Origin of the sequence: Psychrobacillus sp. NPDC096426, assembly GCF_044762745.1 — a bacterium.
Taxonomy (GTDB): domain Bacteria; phylum Bacillota; class Bacilli; order Bacillales_A; family Planococcaceae; genus Psychrobacillus.
In genome coordinates this window covers 78,164-95,067 of the sequence record NZ_JBIWEX010000011.1, presented here as the reverse complement: position 1 = coordinate 95,067, position 16,904 = coordinate 78,164, and the positions used below count along the sequence as shown (strand labels likewise).

Sequence of the window (16,904 nt, the reverse complement as noted above, 5' to 3'; positions counted from 1 at the left end):
ACCATTGATAATAGGCGCATTGTTGTCTAAACTAGTACTATAGATAAAAATTTTGTTCGAGAGGATGTCATTTATGTCATTACAGTCAGATTTACTTGCAATTAATACAATTCGTACATTATCTATTGATGCCATTGATAAAGCGAATTCAGGCCATCCAGGTCTTCCAATGGGAGCTGCACCAATGGCTTATACATTATGGACAAAGCATTTACGTCACAATCCTAATAACCCAAATTGGTTCAATCGTGACCGTTTTGTTTTATCCGCTGGTCATGGTTCGATGCTTCTTTATAGTCTACTTCATCTTGGTGGATACGATCTACCAATGGAAGAGATTAAAAATTTCAGACAGTGGGGCTCTAAAACTCCAGGACATCCAGAGTTTGGTCATACTGCTGGTGTAGAAGCAACAACAGGTCCTCTTGGACAAGGAATTGGAATGGCAGTAGGTATGGCGATGGCAGAAGCTCATTTAGCCGCTACATACAATAAAGATAATCATGCTATTGTTGATCATTACACATATGCCCTTTGTGGGGACGGCGATTTAATGGAAGGTGTTGCAGCAGAGGCAATCTCGCTTGCAGGACATTTACAATTAGATAAGTTAGTCGTTTTATATGATAGTAATGACATCTCTCTAGATGGAGATTTACATAAATCTTTCTCTGAGAAAATTGAGAAACGATTTGAATCTTATGGTTGGAACTATATTTTAGTAAAAGACGGAAATGATATCACTGAAATTTCCGCTGCAATCGATAAAGCAAAATCACAAAATGATAAACCAACGATCATTGAAGTAAAAACAGTAATAGGTTTTGGTTCTCCAAATAGAGCGGGTAAATCGGACGCACACGGTATGCCTTTAGGTAAAGATGAAACTGCTTTAGCAAAAGCGGCATACGAATGGGCATACGAAGGGGATTTCCATGTGCCGGAAGAAGTGTATGAAACATTCAAACAAGCTTCAGAACGCCAAGGTGTTAAAGAAGAATCAGCATGGAATGAAACGTTTAGTGCTTATGAAGCAGCATTTCCTGAGCTTGCTACTACACTAAAGCAAGCAATTAGTGGAGAGTTACCAGCGAATTTTGCAGATGCCTTGAAGACATATGAAGAAGGATCATCCCATGCAACTCGTTCTGCGTCAGGTGATGCGATTAATGCGATTGCTCAAAATCTACCTTCGTTCTTTGGAGGAAGTGCAGATTTAGCAGGTTCAAACAAAACAACGATGAAAAATGCAGGAGATTTTGCCGTTGAGAATTATGCAGGCAAAAATATTTGGTTCGGTGTGCGTGAATTCGCTATGGGTGCTGCATTAAACGGTATGGCACTTCATGGAGGCTTGAACGTTTTCGGTGGAACATTCTTCGTATTTAGTGATTATGTACGACCAGCCATTCGTTTATCGGCGCTTATGGGACTACCAGTAACATACGTATTTACACATGATAGTATTGCAGTTGGGGAAGACGGACCAACACATGAACCAATTGAGCATTTAGCTTCATTACGCGCAATGCCAGGATTATCAGTAGTGCGTCCTGCAGATGCAAACGAAACGGCGGAGGCATGGAAACTTGCTGTCTCTGCGAAAGATCATCCTACTGTGCTTGTTTTATCTCGTCAAAACTTACCAACATTAAAAGGTTCTGTAGAGCAAGCGAGTGAAGGAGTAGCAAGAGGAGCATATGTAATTTCACCAAATGATAACGCAGAAGCAATTCTACTTGCTACAGGTTCAGAAGTAAGTCTTGCAGTAGAAGCGCAGGCAGCGCTTGCCAACGAAGACATTCAAGTTTCTGTTGTTTCGATGCCATCATGGGATTTATTTGAGAAACAAGATGCAGCCTATAAACAATCTGTATTACCATCTCATTTAACAAAACGATTAGCGATTGAAATGGGAGCATCTCTAGGATGGCATCGTTATGTTGGATTTGAAGGAGACGTAATTGCGATTGATCAGTTCGGTGCAAGTGCACCAGGTGAAATTGTCATGAAAGAGTACGGTTTCTCTGTAGAAAATGTTGTATCGAAAATGAAAAACTTACTTCAAAAATAAACAAAGCAAAAAAGCAGTTCGAATACTTGTCGTTAATAGTATTCGAATTGCTTTTTTCTTTTAATTTATATAGAATACATGGGAAATATATAGTATAATTTTCAGTGGTGTCTTGTACACGTAGACAAGTACGTAAAGGAGGAAAAAAATATGCAGACTTGGATATGGATTATTATTGTAATCGCTGGGTTAATCGTTGGTGCAGTTGCTGGTTTCTTTGCAGCACGTCAATATATGATGAAATACTTAAAAGAAAATCCACCTATTAATGAACAAATGCTTCGAATGATGATGGCGCAAATGGGACGTAAGCCTTCTGAAAAACAAGTGAAACAAATGATGAACCAAATGAATAAAATGCAAAATAAATAAAAGCACTCTACAAAGAGTGCTTTTTACTTATTCAGTAACTTATTTTCTAGTAAAAAGTCTGCAACGACTTGCTCATATCCTTCACTATTTTCGTTAAACGATTTTGCGTGCAAGCCAATATCAAATAGTTTTATTGTCTTAGGCCCTTTTTTCTGCTCGAATAATTCTTCGGTCATTTTCGGAAGTATAAAATCATCCTGTAAACTATGAATAAATAGCACTGGCTTTTTAATCTTATCTACTACATCAATTGGCGACACTAGATTTAATGTATAGCCGTCCCGCATTTTTAAAAACAAATTAGCAAATCGAATGGCAAGCCCTGTACGTAGTGGGGTTGTTTGTTTTATGATATGAGAAACTTGCTCTTCAAAATTAGAAAATGCACAATCAGAAATATAAAAATCTGCGTCATCTTTTATAGAACCTGCATATAGTAGCATAGTTGCTGCACCCATCGATTCACCATGTATGCCGATTACCGCGTTATCTCCTGCTCGATCACGTACTACTTCTACAATAGATTGTAAATCGATCTTTTCATAAAAACCGAAACTAGTCGTTTTTCCACCAGAATCCCCATGTCTTCGATGATCATAGACGACACTGTTGAACCCGAGTCTTTCAAACATCCGTACAAAGCGAAGCGAATTAATTTTATTTTCGGTCACACCATGGCAAATAATTACATAGTTTTTTGTTTCCAGTGGTTCTACAAAAATTGCTTTTAAAGAATATCCATTTTTTGACTCGATCCACTGTTCTGTTTTATTCACTGCACGAAACCAAGCCTCGTCTAGTCGTTTTGACGTAATTTCACGATTCAATATGAAATCATTTTCTTTTTTCTTCATATACATGAGCTTGTTCGTAACAATAAAACCAAATACGGTGGTGATCGCTGTGATAGCGCTTGTAAAAATACTCGTCCAAACGATTACTCTTTTCTTCATAGCCTCCACTCCTACTTACTTCTGGATAATTTATACATATTTGTGTCGATGCTCATTTGTTTTAGCATATTCACAACATCTTCGGTTGCTACATATTCTGTGGCAAAAAGAGTAAAAGGACTACCACTTAAACTAATTGCTCATAAGAAATATCCTTCTTCTAATAATTTTTCCACAATTGGTAGAAGTTCATGCATACTTTTTGCAGTTGTTTTAATTCTATTATTTTCGTTTTGTATTCCGTCCCGTAGTCTATCTCGATAATTGTCAGCTTCTTTGATAAACTAGTAATGAGCAACCCTCCAATTCTATTGTAAGAATCGTTGCTTAAACAAGCAACTTTTAAAGATATTTAGTAGAATTAAAAGGGAAGTCGAAGATGGGTAAAAATATAGGGAAAATGAGGAGGAAATGAATATGACAAACGAAGTTGTTATCGTAAGTGCAGTTAGAACGGCAATTGGTTCCTTTCAAGGAGCATTAAAAGATGTGCCAGCAACTAAGTTAGGTGCCATTGTTATTGAACAAGCATTAGAAAAAGCAGGTGTATCGAAAGAGTCGGTAGATGAAGTGATTATGGGGAATGTACTTCAAGCGGGCTTAGGACAAAATCCAGCGAGACAAGCTTCCATCCAAGCCGGCCTACCTGTAGCTGTGCCAGCTCTAACTATTAACAAAGTTTGTGGATCTGGTCTTAAAGCAATCCACCTTGCGACACAAGCAATCATTGCTGGGGATGCGGACATTATCGTTGCTGGTGGAATGGAAAATATGAGCCAAGCCCCTTATCTATTAAAAAATGCTAGAGATGGCTTCCGCATGGGCGATCAAAAAGTGGTAGATAGTATGATTTCTGATGGTTTATGGTGTGCATTTAACGACTATCACATGGGAATTACTGCAGAAAACTTGTGCGATCAGTATAATATTACAAGAGAAGAGCAAGATGCTTTTTCAGCGAGATCACAAGCGCGAGCTGTAAACGCCATAGCAGAAGGAAAATTTGCGGATGAAATCGTACCGGTAGAAATTCCACAACGTAAAGGAGATCCAATCATTTTTGATACGGATGAATATCCGAAAAAAGGATCAACCCAAGAAAAATTAAGTACGCTTCGTCCAGCATTTAAGAAGGATGGATCCGTAACTGCAGGAAATGCTTCTGGTATTAATGACGGAGCAGCTGCTGTAGTCGTTATGTCTAAAGCAAAAGCGGAAGAATTAGGGATAACACCACTAGCTACTATTGTTGCAAATGCATCTGCCGGAGTAGATCCAAGTGTCATGGGAATTGGACCTGTGGAAGCAGTAAAAAAAGTGTTACAAAAATCGCAAATAGCGCTTAGTGATATTGATTTAATCGAAGCAAATGAAGCGTTTGCGGCACAATCGATTGCAGTCGATAGAGAATTATCATTTAATCATGATAAACTAAATGTGAACGGTGGAGCTATTGCACTTGGTCACCCAATCGGTGCAAGTGGTGCACGTATTTTAGTATCTTTACTTCATGAAATGGAGAAACAAGATGCGAAAACAGGCCTTGCAACGCTTTGTATCGGCGGAGGACAAGGAGTAGCGACAATCGTTAAACGTTAACATAAGAAGGTGAACCATTTGGCAAAGAAAAAACAAAAACAACAAGTAAAGCCAGTAGCAAAAAAAGAAGAAGGAAATGGTCTATTTGATCAGCTTTCTTCCGATGTGCTGGATAAATTAAAAGAAACAAAGAAACAACTAGTAGCAAAAGAGCAAGCGAAAGAAGAAGAAAGACAAGCACAGCTTGCTTTTGAAAAAAAGCAAAAAGAAAAAAATAAAACTTTTGAAGAGCTACTTGATGAGTATGGGTATGGCGGTTCGAAGTTTTAAGTGAATTACAAAATAAAAAACTGCCCAGAAATCTAACTGACGGATTTCTGGGCAGTTTTTATTTGTTATCTATTCATGTCTGATGTATTCCATTGCTAGTAGTAGTTAATTTTAGGATGTAATGAATCCAATCAAAACCCAAGCAAATAATTTGAAAGTCAAAATAGGTCAGTGTATACTAAGGTTAAAGATAGTCAAAGTCAAATGGTTAATTGAAGGAGGAAACAAGTATGAAATGTCAACATTGTAATAAAAACGACGCAACGATGAGTTTGAGAGTGCAGGTGAATCATCAAGGAATGCAAATGCACCTGTGTCAATCTTGTTTTCAAGATATTCAATCACAATTGACTGCAGGAAAAATGCCGTCATTTAGCAATGATGCACAACATTTTTCCAAAGCAAATGGCGGTCAAAAGCCACGAACTCAAACAAGACAGGCCGAGGAACATCATGGCAATAGTTTGTTAGACAAACTTGGTAAAAATATATCAAACGATGCTAAAGAAGGGCGGATCGACCCAGTTATCGGACGTGACCAAGAAGTAAAGCGCGTCATTGAAACGTTAAATAGAAGAAATAAAAATAATCCTGTCTTAATCGGAGAACCGGGTGTTGGGAAAACAGCCATTGCCGAGGGGCTTGCAGTGAAAATCCACGAAGGCGATGTACCTGTGAAATTGTTGAACAAACAAGTGTACTTGTTAGATGTCGCTTCACTCGTATCGAACACGGGTATTCGAGGGCAATTCGAAGAACGGATGAAACAATTGATAGAAGAACTTCAAACACGAAAAGACGTGATTCTCTTCGTCGATGAAATCCACTTACTCGTTGGGGCAGGTACGGCAGAAGGTTCAAAAATGGATGCCGGGAATATTTTGAAACCCGCTTTAGCACGCGGGGAACTGCAACTTATAGGTGCAACGACGTTGAAAGAATATCGTCAAATTGAAAAAGACGCTGCACTAGAGCGCCGTTTCCAACCGATTATTGTGAAGGAACCGTCTACGGAAGATACGATTCACATTTTAAACGGGATTAAAGATCGTTATGAAAATTTCCATGAAGTACGCTATCCGGATGAGGCGATTCAAGCTTGTGTTACGTTATCACAACGATATATTCAAGATAGATTTTTACCAGACAAAGCAATCGATTTGATGGATGAAGTAGGGGCAAGGTTAAATCTGGCACATACATCAGCAGATTCAGAGTCAATCGTAACACGTCTTAACGAAGTCATTCAACAAAAAGAAAAAGCGGCAGAAAAGGAAAACTACGAGAAAGCGGCAAATTTACGCTTAGAGGAAATTCAATTGCGTAAACAATTGGAACAAGCGAAACAAAATGGGGACATCCCTCAAGTAGAAGTGACGGTTGCAGATATTGAGTTGATAGTAGAAGAAAAAACAGGAATTCCTGTGACAAAACTACAAACGGCGGAACAAGCGAAAATGAAGGGAATCGCAGAAAATCTCGGAAAAAAAGTGATTGGCCAACAAGATGCGGTCGATAAAATTGCCAAAGCCATCCGTCGCAGCCGTGCAGGGCTCAAATCTAAAGATCGACCAATTGGCTCTTTCTTATTTGTCGGTCCTACAGGTGTCGGTAAAACGGAGATTACAAAAGTGTTGGCAGAGGAACTATTTGGTTCACGCGATTCGTTAATCCGTCTCGATATGAGTGAATATATGGAGAAGCATTCGATATCTAAAATTATTGGCTCTCCTCCAGGATATATAGGACATGAGGAAGCCGGTCAACTGACAGAACATGTTCGCCGTAATCCATATTCCATTTTACTGCTGGATGAAATCGAAAAGGCGCATCCAGACGTCCAAAATATGTTCCTTCAAATAATGGAAGATGGTCGGTTAACGGATTCGCAAGGCCGAACAGTCAGCTTCAAAGATACGGTCATCATTATGACGAGTAACGCTGGAACAGGCGACAAAAAAGTAAGTGTAGGGTTCAATCAAACAGTACATGAATCCGTCAACATGCTCGAAATGTTAGGGACTTATTTCAAACCGGAATTTCTCAACCGTTTTGATGCGATTGTTGCATTCAATGAACTAACAGAAGAAAATTTACTTGAAATCGTGGACTTGATGCTTGGAGATTTACAAGCTACGATTGCAGAAAATGATATTGACATAACGATTTCCTCAGAAGCAAAACATGCATTGGTCAAACTAGGTTACGATAAACGGTTCGGTGCTCGACCTCTTCGCAGAGTCATTCAAGATAAAATTGAGGATCCGTTTACAGATCTTATTTTGGAAGAAGAACATATTGAAAAGGTCCATGTAGATGTTGTGGATGAAGAAATTGTTGTTCGAAAAGCATAATGACGTCTAACACCCCCTAAAAAGGGGGTGTTTTTACGAGAAAGACAATCCTAATTAAAACCACTTCCATTATGAATAGGAAGTGGTTTTAATTTACTAAAGTTTTAATCTTCGCCAAGCATGCTTCGATAATGACTTGTAAATCGTCGTTGCTAGATAATGTTACTTTTAGTTTCACTGATCTTGCTTTTATAACAGATGAATGTCTGTTTTCATCCGTGATTTGTGAAACTAATTCGTCCAGCGTATAAATAGTTTTCACAGTTTCTAATGTAATCATATTGTCATCGGCATACATATTCATTTCTGATCCTTCTTTAATGCTGTGTTTATCTGCAATGGACTTAGGAATACGGACACCTATTTCCCCATTGCTTTTGTAACCAATTGGATCACTCCTTGTTTTTCATTTCTTTCATCCAAAATAACATCCCTCTCTGTTAAAATATATCCAAGTATACATTTAAACTAATTGAATTATTAGAGAAATAAGCGAAGTATTATGCTAAACTGTAAAAAAGATAGAAATAACTACCACTAATGGAAGGTGATTTTACATGGTGTGGGGAAAGATAGGACTGTTTGTTGTTTCTGTATTTGTGTTAATGTATGTTTTTAATAAAATTATGACAAAAGTACTGAAAGTAGAAAAGAAGAGTGTGTTTTCCAATAGATACGCAAATGATCTACATAAAAAAATTGGTGGGATATTACATATTACATTTTTTGTTCTCATTATTATTTACAATATATGGAATATTGGACCCCCGAATTAGCAAATATTCCATTGTATTTTTTTGGTGTTTTAATGATTTATTTTGTTTTGGACGAATTAGTACGTGCTTTTATGGAGTGGAAATATGCTACTAATCGGAAGGATTATATATTTACATTAAGTGAAATGGTATTTATGATAATCATTATTTTTGCATTTGCACAGACTAACTTTTTGGGATTGATTAATTAGGGGGATAGATGGATGATTCAGGCAGTATTATTTGACTTGGATGGGACTTTACTAGACCGAGATGCATCGGTAAAAAAATTTATAGAAAATCAATACGATCGATTAAGAAACTATTTAGGGCATATACCTAGAGAGAAATATATGACTAGATTTATTAAGTTAGATAGTCGTGGATATGTGTGGAAAGATAAAGTATATCAACAATTAGTAGAAGAATTCGATATTGTAGAAATAGATTGGGAGTATTTGTTGCAAGACTATATAAGTGAGTTTAAGCATCATTGCGTTCCTTTTCCGAATCTACTTAGTATGTTAGAGGAAGTGAAAAAGAATGACCTAGTTTTAGGGATGATTACAAATGGATTTGGTCAATTTCAGATGGACAATATAAGGGCTTTAGAAATTGAAAAGTATTTTGATGCAATTTTAGTTTCGGAGACTGAAGGAATTAAAAAACCAGATCCTGCGATATTTGTAAGAGCATTAATGAGGTTAAATATCGCTCCAAGTGCAAGTGTTTTTGTAGGGGACCATCCTGTAAATGATATTTTAGCGGCCGAGCAGTTGGGAATGAAAGGTATTTGGAAAAAAGATGCTCAATGGGATGCATTTGAGACTGATTTGGTAGTTACGGATTTAGGGGAGCTTCCAACTATGATAAAAAATTTGGATAATGAAAGTATGATGATTGAATCACAGAGCGTGAAAAGATGAATTTACAGTAATATGACAAATGTAGCAAACCTTTTAGTGAGGGAGGCATTATTGTGCAAAAATTAAAGAAATCATCAAAAGATAGGTTTTTAAGAGGAATTTGTGGAGGGATTGCAGAATTTTTCGGTATATCATCCACCATTGTTAGGTTAATATTTTTATTTACAAGTCCAACATCTATTATTGTGTATTTATTTTTAGCAGTGACTTTAGAAAAAGATAATAAATTATATTAGATCATCCTAAAAAGTGAAAAGACATGTATGTTCATTTTCGGTTTGAGGCTGACTTTTTGGGAGAGGTTGATAATTAAATATAGGGTAGTTTTCTTCGAATCGCAAGATACCATATGCAAATCGCAAGCTAATGACTCTGAATCGCAAGATCCAGCCTACAATCCAACAAAAACCGCTGAACTTCCACGTTCAGCGGTTTCGTGTAGTTAAGCCCGATGCTCTGTGTACATATCTTGCTTTGTGATCTCCAGGGCTTTTACTAGCACATCCTCAGAAACGTCCGTATTGTATGCCTCCACTGTTTCTAAAAGCTGTTCCGTACTGCTTGCACCAACAATCATAGATCCCGTAGCTTTCTGCTCTAGTACATGGTGGAGCGCAACCGCAGTTATTGGAGCATTTAATGCTTGTAGTTTCTCAATCGCTTTCAATAATTCTTCCTTTGAATATGCTAAATACTCACCTGTTTTATTTGTCCGTTTCATACCTTCAGCAGTTAATAACCCTTTTGCAAGCGTTCCACGACTAAGTAAAGACACTTGATGTTTCTCTAGTAATGGCAGCCATTCTTCCGGTCTTCGATCTAGTAAACTATATTGCATCATGACCGAAACTGCATTACTTTTCTTTAAAAAACGATTGATCACATTCGGGCGAATGGAAGAAATGCCGTATGCACGTATAAGGCCATCTTTTTTCAGCGATTCCATTGTATCAATCACTTCATCAGCATCATCTTCCATCGTGCCACCGTGCAATTGGTACACGTCAATATAATCTGTTTGAAGTCGTTTTAATGATTCATGCACAGCCGTTTTAATCCATTTTTTTGAAGGATCCCATGACCAGCCATCTCCTGTTTCATTCATTCGATTGCCGACTTTTGTTGCTAAAATAATTTGCTCTCGATTACTTTTCAGTGCATTTCCGACAATTTTTTCATTTTCCCCATTATTGTATAAATCTGCTGTATCGAAATAATTGATGCCGTGATCGAGTGCGACTTGCAATATTTTATCTGCATCTTTTTGATTGGTTGGTAGTGACATACAACCTAAGCCTATCTCTGAAACGAATAAATCACTTTTTCCTAATTGTCTTTTCTTCAATTTGTATCACGTCCTTTTCTCCATGGTACAATGTGAGAAAGACAGTTTCAAATGAAAGGAAATGAAAAAATGAAAAAATTCGAAGAAAAAACCATTCAAACAGAACAGAAGTTTAAAGGTAGAATCATAACTTTACAAGTAGATGACGTAGAATTACCGAATGGGAAAACTGGAAAAAGAGAAATTGTGAAGCATCCAGGAGCAGTAGCAATTATTGCAATTACAAAAGACAAAAAGATCATTTTAGTCGAGCAATATCGAAAAGCTTTAGAGCGTTCGATTATTGAAATCCCAGCCGGAAAAATTGAACCAAACGAAGCGCCAGAAGTAACGGCTTTAAGAGAGTTAGAAGAAGAAACAGGGTACACAACAAACAAATTGCAATATATTCAATCGTTTGCCACATCTCCAGGATTTGCAGATGAAATTATTCACCTTTACTTAGCAGAGAATATTGTGAAAGTAGAAGAAAAGGCAGAATTGGATGAGGATGAATTTGTCGAATTGATGCATGTTTCTTTAGACGAAATGGAATCTATGATTAGTAGTAAACAAATATATGATGCTAAAACTGCTTTTGCATTTCTATGGGTAAAAAACTACTTAAAATAGACATCTTTAAACATAGTACAAGCATATGATGAGAATAGATAGGGAGGTGTTCCAACTTGAACCAGTCTTATACTATTCTCATTTCACTATGCGTACTCGTTTTTAGCTTTATTGGTGGTTTATATCTCTTTGAAAAAAGTACACCAGATCAGCAGCAATGGATTATTAATCTCCTGGACGCACGTGTTCTATTATTAGAACAACCTACTTTTCTGGAAACTATTTTTCCGCATATCATGATCGCTGTCGTATTCTTTTTGTTTTATCAGCATCGTTATTTGCGCAAACTCATTTTAATCATTTGTGCGTTTCGAATTACGTTTTACGGGTTTGGCTCTAGTTACTTGCTTCAAACACAAGAATCTACATTTCCTTATGTATTTTGGTGGTTTCCGTTTCAACTAATCTATTGTTTACTTCTTCTAGCACTTGCAAACCGGGTCAATTTGTTCTCGCTATCCCTTTATGGAATTGTTATTATTATAGAGTTCTTCTTTATACCATTTGTATTATATAATAATTAATTCTTTTTAATAATTATTATTAAGTGAATGTCTTGTAATGAGAATTCATTTATTGGTATAATGGAAGAAGTTTAGGGGGGCGTCGTATGGAAAGCCGTATTGATCGAATCAAAAAACAATTATCTGGTGCGGGCTATAAACTGACGCCGCAGCGAGAAGCGACGGTTCGTGTTTTGCTTGAAAACGAAGAAGACCATTTAAGTGCGGAAGATGTATTTTTATTAGTAAGAGAGAAATCTCCAGATATTGGACTCGCAACAGTTTACCGTACGCTCGAATTGTTAAATGAATTGAACGTAGTAGACAAAATTCAATTTGGAGATGGCGTATCCCGTTACGATTTAAGACAAGAAGGGGCAGCCCATTTCCATCACCATCTAGTTTGTATTGAATGTGGTGCAGTAGATGAAATTCAAGAGGATTTACTAGAAGACGTGGAAGCAATTGTTGAAAATAAATGGAACTTTAAAATTAAAGACCATCGTTTAACGTTCCACGGGGTATGTCATCGCTGCCAAGATAAATAACCAAAAAAAGGATAGCATATGCTATTCTTTTTTTCATAGGGAGGTCCTTTTTTGAAAAACGGATTAGTACACTTAGAAGATTATATACATTTTTTACGGATTGAACGCCAGTTAGCGGAAAACACATTAGTATCATATCAAAAAGATTTAGTCGATTACATACAATCCGTATTAGAAACACAGCAACTACATAATCTAGATCTTGTCGAGAGACAGCATATTCTCGTTCATCTTCGCAAATTAAAAGAAGAAGGCAAGTCTGCCCGCACAATTGCAAGGCATATTTCATCAATCCGATCATTTCACCAGTTTTTACTACGTGAAAAAGTGACAAGTAAAGACCCAACGATCCATTTAGAGCTTCCACAAATTGAGCAAAAACTGCCCAATTTTTTATCGGTAGAAGAGTTAACGAATTTATTGAATAGTATCGATTTATCTAAACCTCAAGGTATTCGTGACTTAGCGATGTTTGAGTTAATGTATGCAAGCGGTATGCGGATAAGCGAATGCTTAAATCTAGATTTAGAAGACTTACATTTAACGATGGGTTTTGTTCGTGTTTTCGGTAAAGGTGGAAAAGAGCGCATTATTCCGCTCGGTGGTGCGGCGATACGCGCTTGTGAGAGGTATTTAGAAGAAGCTAGACCGAAACTATTGAAACAAGCGGAAAGAACAGATGCTATTTTTATCAGTCAAAGGGGTAAACGATTAACAAGACAAGGTATTTGGAAACTATTAAATAAGCATGTACTGAACGCAGGCATACAAAAAGACATTACACCGCATATACTCAGACATTCGTTTGCAACCCATCTAATCGAGAATGGAGCGGATTTACGAGCCGTTCAAGAGATGCTAGGGCATGCAGATATTTCTACTACACAAATTTATACGCATGTGAGTAAAAAACGTTTGAAAGAGGTTTATAAACAGTTTCATCCGAGGGCTTGAGTGCTGTTTGGATTTTGAGTGCTAGGTTCTCATGTAATTTTAGAGTTTAATGAGAACCTGACATTCTTATGCTCTTTTTCTATATAACTTGCATACAAGAACAATATAAATCCAATCATAAATTAAAGTAGCTAAAGAAAGTATTGTAATCAAGTACGTTCTAAAATAAAGAAAGAATGCAATAGAAGCTAATAAGCTTCCGAGCATTTTAAAAACCGCGATGGATATGGATTGACCGCTTGAGTTACCTCTACTTAATAATAACGAGATAAACAGTCCGGACATCATTAAATTTTGTAAAAAAGCAGCGTATTTTCCCTCAAAGTCATTAAATTCAAGTGTCATAGCAATAATAATTAGAAAGCTTACTCCTAGTGTTATGAAAAAAGATGAATAGAAATGCTTTACTGAAATATATTTTTTGAATTCCTTACGGCCAAAGATTAAATATTGAATCACAATAATAATGTCCAGTACGAACCAAGCGCTTGTGATTATTTTTTGCCGATCATCATTTGGAAAAATGAATAAAAAGATGAATTCCCATGATATATTTGCACAAATTGCTACCATAGGCATTCCATAATTCTTATCTTGAAATCCACGTTTTATAATAAGTATATATGTAATTATCCAAAACAGGCCAGTACCTAATTGTAAAATTGAAAGAAAATCCTCTTGATTAATCATAAACATCCTCCATTATAAACAATCGTGAAAATAAAAAAATAATCTTTCCTCTGACACTATATGAGTAGAAATTCATTGTTTATGTCAAAAGTGGGTTATTTACAAAGAAGGCTCCTTTATTAAATTTACGCAAAAACAATCTGGAAAAACCATCTTGGTTTATTGAATCTTAGAACAATAAGAAAATACATAATAGGTAGAGATCATTTCTTTTTACAGCCAGTCGTCGGTATTTTATTTTACCTCCGACTGGCTGTTTATTTCGTTTCGGATACAAATATTGTTATAATAGAAACATATAAAATCTAATATATAAGTCAGAGGTCTGACCTGTACAATCTGAATATTTTTGGTAAACTAGAGAAGACACTAGGAGGTAAAAAGATGAACAAATTTAAGCGCATACATGTAATTGTTATGGACTCCGTTGGAATTGGTGAAGCACCTGATGCTGCTGCATTTGGAGATGTCGGATCGCATACTTTAGGACATATTGCAAAGAAAATGAATGGGCTTCACATGCCTGAAATGCAAAAACTTGGCCTTGGTAATATTGATACCATTCAAGGGATCGAACGAGTAGAAAAGTCAACTGCATATTTTGGGAAAATGCAAGAAGCATCTGTAGGGAAAGACACGATGACTGGTCACTGGGAGATTATGGGACTGAACATTGATAAGCCTTTTAAAGTATATCCGGATGGATTTCCAGAAGAACTAATCACTGCTTTAGAAGAAAAAATAGGGCGTAAAGTAATTGGTAATAAACCAGCGAGTGGTACTGCCATTTTAGATGAACTTGGTGAAGAGCATATGAAAACAGGAGCAATCATTGTTTATACTTCAGCAGATCCTGTTTTACAAATTGCTGCACACGAAGAAATTATACCATTAGATGAACTTTATCATATTTGTGAAGTGGCAAGAGAATTGACACTTTCCGAGGAATTTTTAGTTGGCAGAGTAATTGCACGCCCATTTATCGGACAGCCTGGAAACTTTGCTCGAACTTCTAATCGTCATGATTATGCGTTAAAACCTTTTGGCCGTACAGCGATGAATGAATTACAAGATGCTGGACTAGACGTTTTAGCGATCGGCAAAATTTATGACATTTTTAATGGAGAAGGAATTACTTCGACAGAACGCACAACGGACAATATGGACGGCATGGATAAATTTATTGCGACATTAGATAAAGATTTTACTGGTATAAGTTTCTTAAATTTAGTGGACTTCGATGCTTCATTTGGCCATCGTCGTGATCCAATCGGGTACGGAAAAGCGCTAGAAGAATTCGATGCTCGTTTAAAAGAAGTGTTACCGAAGTTAACAGAAGAAGACTTACTTATTATTACAGCGGACCATGGAAATGATCCTACTATGCCAGGAACGGATCATACGAGAGAATTTGTTCCGCTAACTATTTATTCTCCAGCATTAAAAGAAATGAAAGAGCTTCCACTTCGCATGACTTTTGCTGATATTGGTGCTACGATTGTAGACAACTTTGATGTTGCTAAAACAGCATTTGGGGAAAGCTTTTTGTCTTCATTAAAATAAACATTAAGGCGGGAAAATACATGAATATGCTTGAATTGATAGATAAGAAAAAACGAAACAGTTCACTTTCAGAAGAAGAAATACAATATATGATTGCGAAATATACAAAAGATGAGGTGCCAGATTACCAAATGAGTTCCATGCTTATGGCAATTCTCATTCATGGAATGGATGAAAATGAAACAGCTTGGCTAACAAAGGCAATGGTGGAATCAGGCGACGTTATCGACCTTTCCAGTATCGAAGGATTTAAAGTGGATAAGCATAGTACTGGTGGGATTGGCGATAAAGTTAGTTTACTTGTTGCACCAATTTTAGCTTCTTTAAACATTCCAATTGCCAAAATGAGCGGTAGAGGGCTTGGAATTACGGGAGGTACAGTAGATAAATTAGAATCTATTGATGGTTTTCATGTGGAATTAGAAGCAGATGAATTTATTAAACAAGTAAATGAACATAAAATCGCCATTGTTGGCCAATCAGGTAATTTAACACCTGCGGATAAAAAACTGTACGCATTACGAGATGTGACAGGTACTGTTGATAGTATTCCGTTGATCGCATCTTCTATTATGAGTAAAAAAATAGCGAGTGGTGCCGATGGAATCGTTCTCGATGTAAAATGCGGTAAAGGTGCATTTATGAAGGATATAGAGCATGCTTCCGAGTTAGCTGAAACGATGATTCAAATTGGTGAAAGTTTAGGCAGAAAAGTAGCGGTCGTTATTACCGATATGAATCAGCCACTTGGTCATAATATTGGGAATAAATTAGAAGTTGCGGAAGCTCATGATTTCCTGAGCAACTATAAAGCAAGTGAACAAGGCTTATTAGATGTGACAATCGCAATTTCTTCCAAAATGTATCAACTTGCTACTGGTGCCACTGATGAGGCTAGTGAGCAAAAAGTATTAGAAACACTTTCAAATGGTGCAGCACTAGCTAAGTTTAAAGAGTTTATTACTGCACAAGGTGGAGATGCTTCTGATATTCATGCGAAAACTACAAAGCATGAGATTGAAGTGAAAGCTGGACAAGATGGGCATATTAGTTTGATAGACGCAGAACTAATCGGAAAAGCCTCTCTTTTAGTAGGCGCGGGTCGCTTGACGAAAGCAGATGTGCTAGATTTCGACGCTGGTGTTAAATTAGTGGCACTTACCGGGCAATCAATTAAAAAAGGTGATACTTTAGCAGTTCTGTATTCTAATAAAGATGCAGTTGATGAGTCTATCCGATTAATCGAGGAAGCATATTCGATTACGGATGCTCAACCAGTGAAGAATAAGTCTATTTTGAAGATAATGTAATATTCATTAAGTAAGCAGCCAAATTACAAATTTGGCTGTTTTTTTCTTGAGCGAATTATTTATGGGCGGATACAAT

Annotated in this window: 17 protein-coding genes and 1 pseudogene; 14 read left to right on the top strand and 4 right to left on the bottom strand. The window is 36.8% G+C overall.

The features are described from left to right. Positions 1–73 precede the first annotated feature (73 nt). Together tkt and ACIQYS_RS11280 are read left to right on the top strand one after the other, a co-directional pair. Entirely contained in the window at positions 74–2,074 is a 2,001-nt protein-coding gene (tkt, locus tag ACIQYS_RS11285; RefSeq protein WP_402979295.1) for a transketolase, read from the top strand. A gap of 150 nt (positions 2,075–2,224) precedes the next feature. Then, positions 2,225–2,446: a YneF family protein gene (locus tag ACIQYS_RS11280; RefSeq protein ID WP_402979292.1), complete on the top strand. Its 222-nt coding sequence runs from the start codon at positions 2,225–2,227 to the stop codon at positions 2,444–2,446. A gap of 23 nt (positions 2,447–2,469) precedes the next feature. Here ACIQYS_RS11280 and ACIQYS_RS11275 read toward each other — a convergent pair whose 3' ends face one another. Then, positions 2,470–3,399, bottom strand: coding sequence for an alpha/beta hydrolase (locus ACIQYS_RS11275; protein WP_402979289.1), 930 nt, complete (start codon positions 3,397–3,399; stop codon positions 2,470–2,472). A 417-nt stretch (positions 3,400–3,816) separates the two neighbouring features. Here ACIQYS_RS11275 and ACIQYS_RS11270 point away from each other — a divergent pair, with 417 nt between their 5' ends. The 3 genes from ACIQYS_RS11270 to ACIQYS_RS11260 all read left to right on the top strand — a co-directional run bounded on the left by ACIQYS_RS11270 (position 3,817) and on the right by ACIQYS_RS11260 (position 7,622). Beyond that, positions 3,817–4,998, top strand: a complete 1,182-nt coding sequence (locus tag ACIQYS_RS11270) for an acetyl-CoA C-acetyltransferase (protein WP_402979286.1) — start codon at positions 3,817–3,819, stop codon at positions 4,996–4,998. 18 nt (positions 4,999–5,016) lie between these two features. Continuing rightward, a complete protein-coding gene (locus tag ACIQYS_RS11265) occupies positions 5,017–5,268 on the top strand; it encodes a YqkE family protein (protein ID WP_483880186.1) in 252 nt (83 codons plus the stop codon). Positions 5,269–5,498: 230 nt separating this feature from the next. Next, positions 5,499–7,622, top strand: a complete 2,124-nt coding sequence (locus tag ACIQYS_RS11260; protein ID WP_402979280.1) for an ATP-dependent Clp protease ATP-binding subunit — start codon at positions 5,499–5,501, stop codon at positions 7,620–7,622. 88 nt (positions 7,623–7,710) lie between these two features. Here ACIQYS_RS11260 and ACIQYS_RS11255 read toward each other — a convergent pair whose 3' ends face one another. Then, positions 7,711–7,974, bottom strand: coding sequence for an AbrB/MazE/SpoVT family DNA-binding domain-containing protein (locus tag ACIQYS_RS11255; protein ID WP_402979461.1), 264 nt, complete (start codon positions 7,972–7,974; stop codon positions 7,711–7,713). A gap of 205 nt (positions 7,975–8,179) precedes the next feature. On the opposite strand from ACIQYS_RS11255, the pseudogene ACIQYS_RS11250 reads away from it, so the two are divergent. The 3 genes and pseudogenes from ACIQYS_RS11250 to ACIQYS_RS11240 all read left to right on the top strand — a co-directional run bounded on the left by ACIQYS_RS11250 (position 8,180) and on the right by ACIQYS_RS11240 (position 9,539). Beyond that, positions 8,180–8,589: pseudogene (locus ACIQYS_RS11250) on the top strand (DUF4181 domain-containing protein). A 12-nt stretch (positions 8,590–8,601) separates the two neighbouring features. Continuing rightward, on the top strand, positions 8,602–9,303 hold the full coding sequence (locus tag ACIQYS_RS11245) for an HAD family hydrolase (RefSeq protein ID WP_402979277.1): 702 nt from the start codon (positions 8,602–8,604) through the stop codon (positions 9,301–9,303). 53 nt (positions 9,304–9,356) lie between these two features. After that, positions 9,357–9,539, top strand: a complete 183-nt coding sequence (locus tag ACIQYS_RS11240) for a PspC domain-containing protein (RefSeq protein WP_402979274.1) — start codon at positions 9,357–9,359, stop codon at positions 9,537–9,539. Between the two features lie 206 nt (positions 9,540–9,745). Here ACIQYS_RS11240 and ACIQYS_RS11235 read toward each other — a convergent pair whose 3' ends face one another. Then, positions 9,746–10,648, bottom strand: a complete 903-nt coding sequence (locus ACIQYS_RS11235; RefSeq protein ID WP_402979271.1) for an aldo/keto reductase — start codon at positions 10,646–10,648, stop codon at positions 9,746–9,748. A 69-nt stretch (positions 10,649–10,717) separates the two neighbouring features. Here ACIQYS_RS11235 and ACIQYS_RS11230 point away from each other — a divergent pair, with 69 nt between their 5' ends. The 4 genes from ACIQYS_RS11230 (at position 10,718) to xerD (ending at position 13,265) form a co-directional block, all read left to right on the top strand. Further along, on the top strand, positions 10,718–11,260 hold the full coding sequence (locus ACIQYS_RS11230) for an NUDIX hydrolase (protein ID WP_402979268.1): 543 nt from the start codon (positions 10,718–10,720) through the stop codon (positions 11,258–11,260). A gap of 56 nt (positions 11,261–11,316) precedes the next feature. Continuing rightward, positions 11,317–11,784, top strand: coding sequence for a hypothetical protein (locus tag ACIQYS_RS11225; RefSeq protein WP_402979265.1), 468 nt, complete (start codon positions 11,317–11,319; stop codon positions 11,782–11,784). A gap of 86 nt (positions 11,785–11,870) precedes the next feature. Beyond that, complete coding sequence (gene fur / locus ACIQYS_RS11220) at positions 11,871–12,311, top strand: ferric iron uptake transcriptional regulator (protein ID WP_093273310.1); 441 nt, start codon at positions 11,871–11,873, stop codon at positions 12,309–12,311. Positions 12,312–12,362: 51 nt separating this feature from the next. Next, the gene (gene xerD, locus ACIQYS_RS11215) at positions 12,363–13,265 is read left to right on the top strand and encodes a site-specific tyrosine recombinase XerD (protein WP_402979260.1); all 903 of its coding nucleotides are present in this window, start codon (positions 12,363–12,365) and stop codon (positions 13,263–13,265) included. A 66-nt stretch (positions 13,266–13,331) separates the two neighbouring features. Here the strand turns inward: xerD and ACIQYS_RS11210 are convergent, their stop codons facing one another. Next, the gene (locus ACIQYS_RS11210; RefSeq protein WP_402979257.1) at positions 13,332–13,955 is read right to left on the bottom strand and encodes a transmembrane-type terpene cyclase; all 624 of its coding nucleotides are present in this window, start codon (positions 13,953–13,955) and stop codon (positions 13,332–13,334) included. Positions 13,956–14,339: 384 nt separating this feature from the next. Between ACIQYS_RS11210 and deoB the strand changes: the two genes are divergently transcribed. Further along, positions 14,340–15,518: a phosphopentomutase gene (deoB, locus tag ACIQYS_RS11205; protein ID WP_402979254.1), complete on the top strand. Its 1,179-nt coding sequence runs from the start codon at positions 14,340–14,342 to the stop codon at positions 15,516–15,518. Positions 15,519–15,538: 20 nt separating this feature from the next. After that, positions 15,539–16,828, top strand: coding sequence for a thymidine phosphorylase (locus ACIQYS_RS11200; protein WP_402979251.1), 1,290 nt, complete (start codon positions 15,539–15,541; stop codon positions 16,826–16,828). The last annotated feature ends 76 nt before the right edge of the window (positions 16,829–16,904 follow it).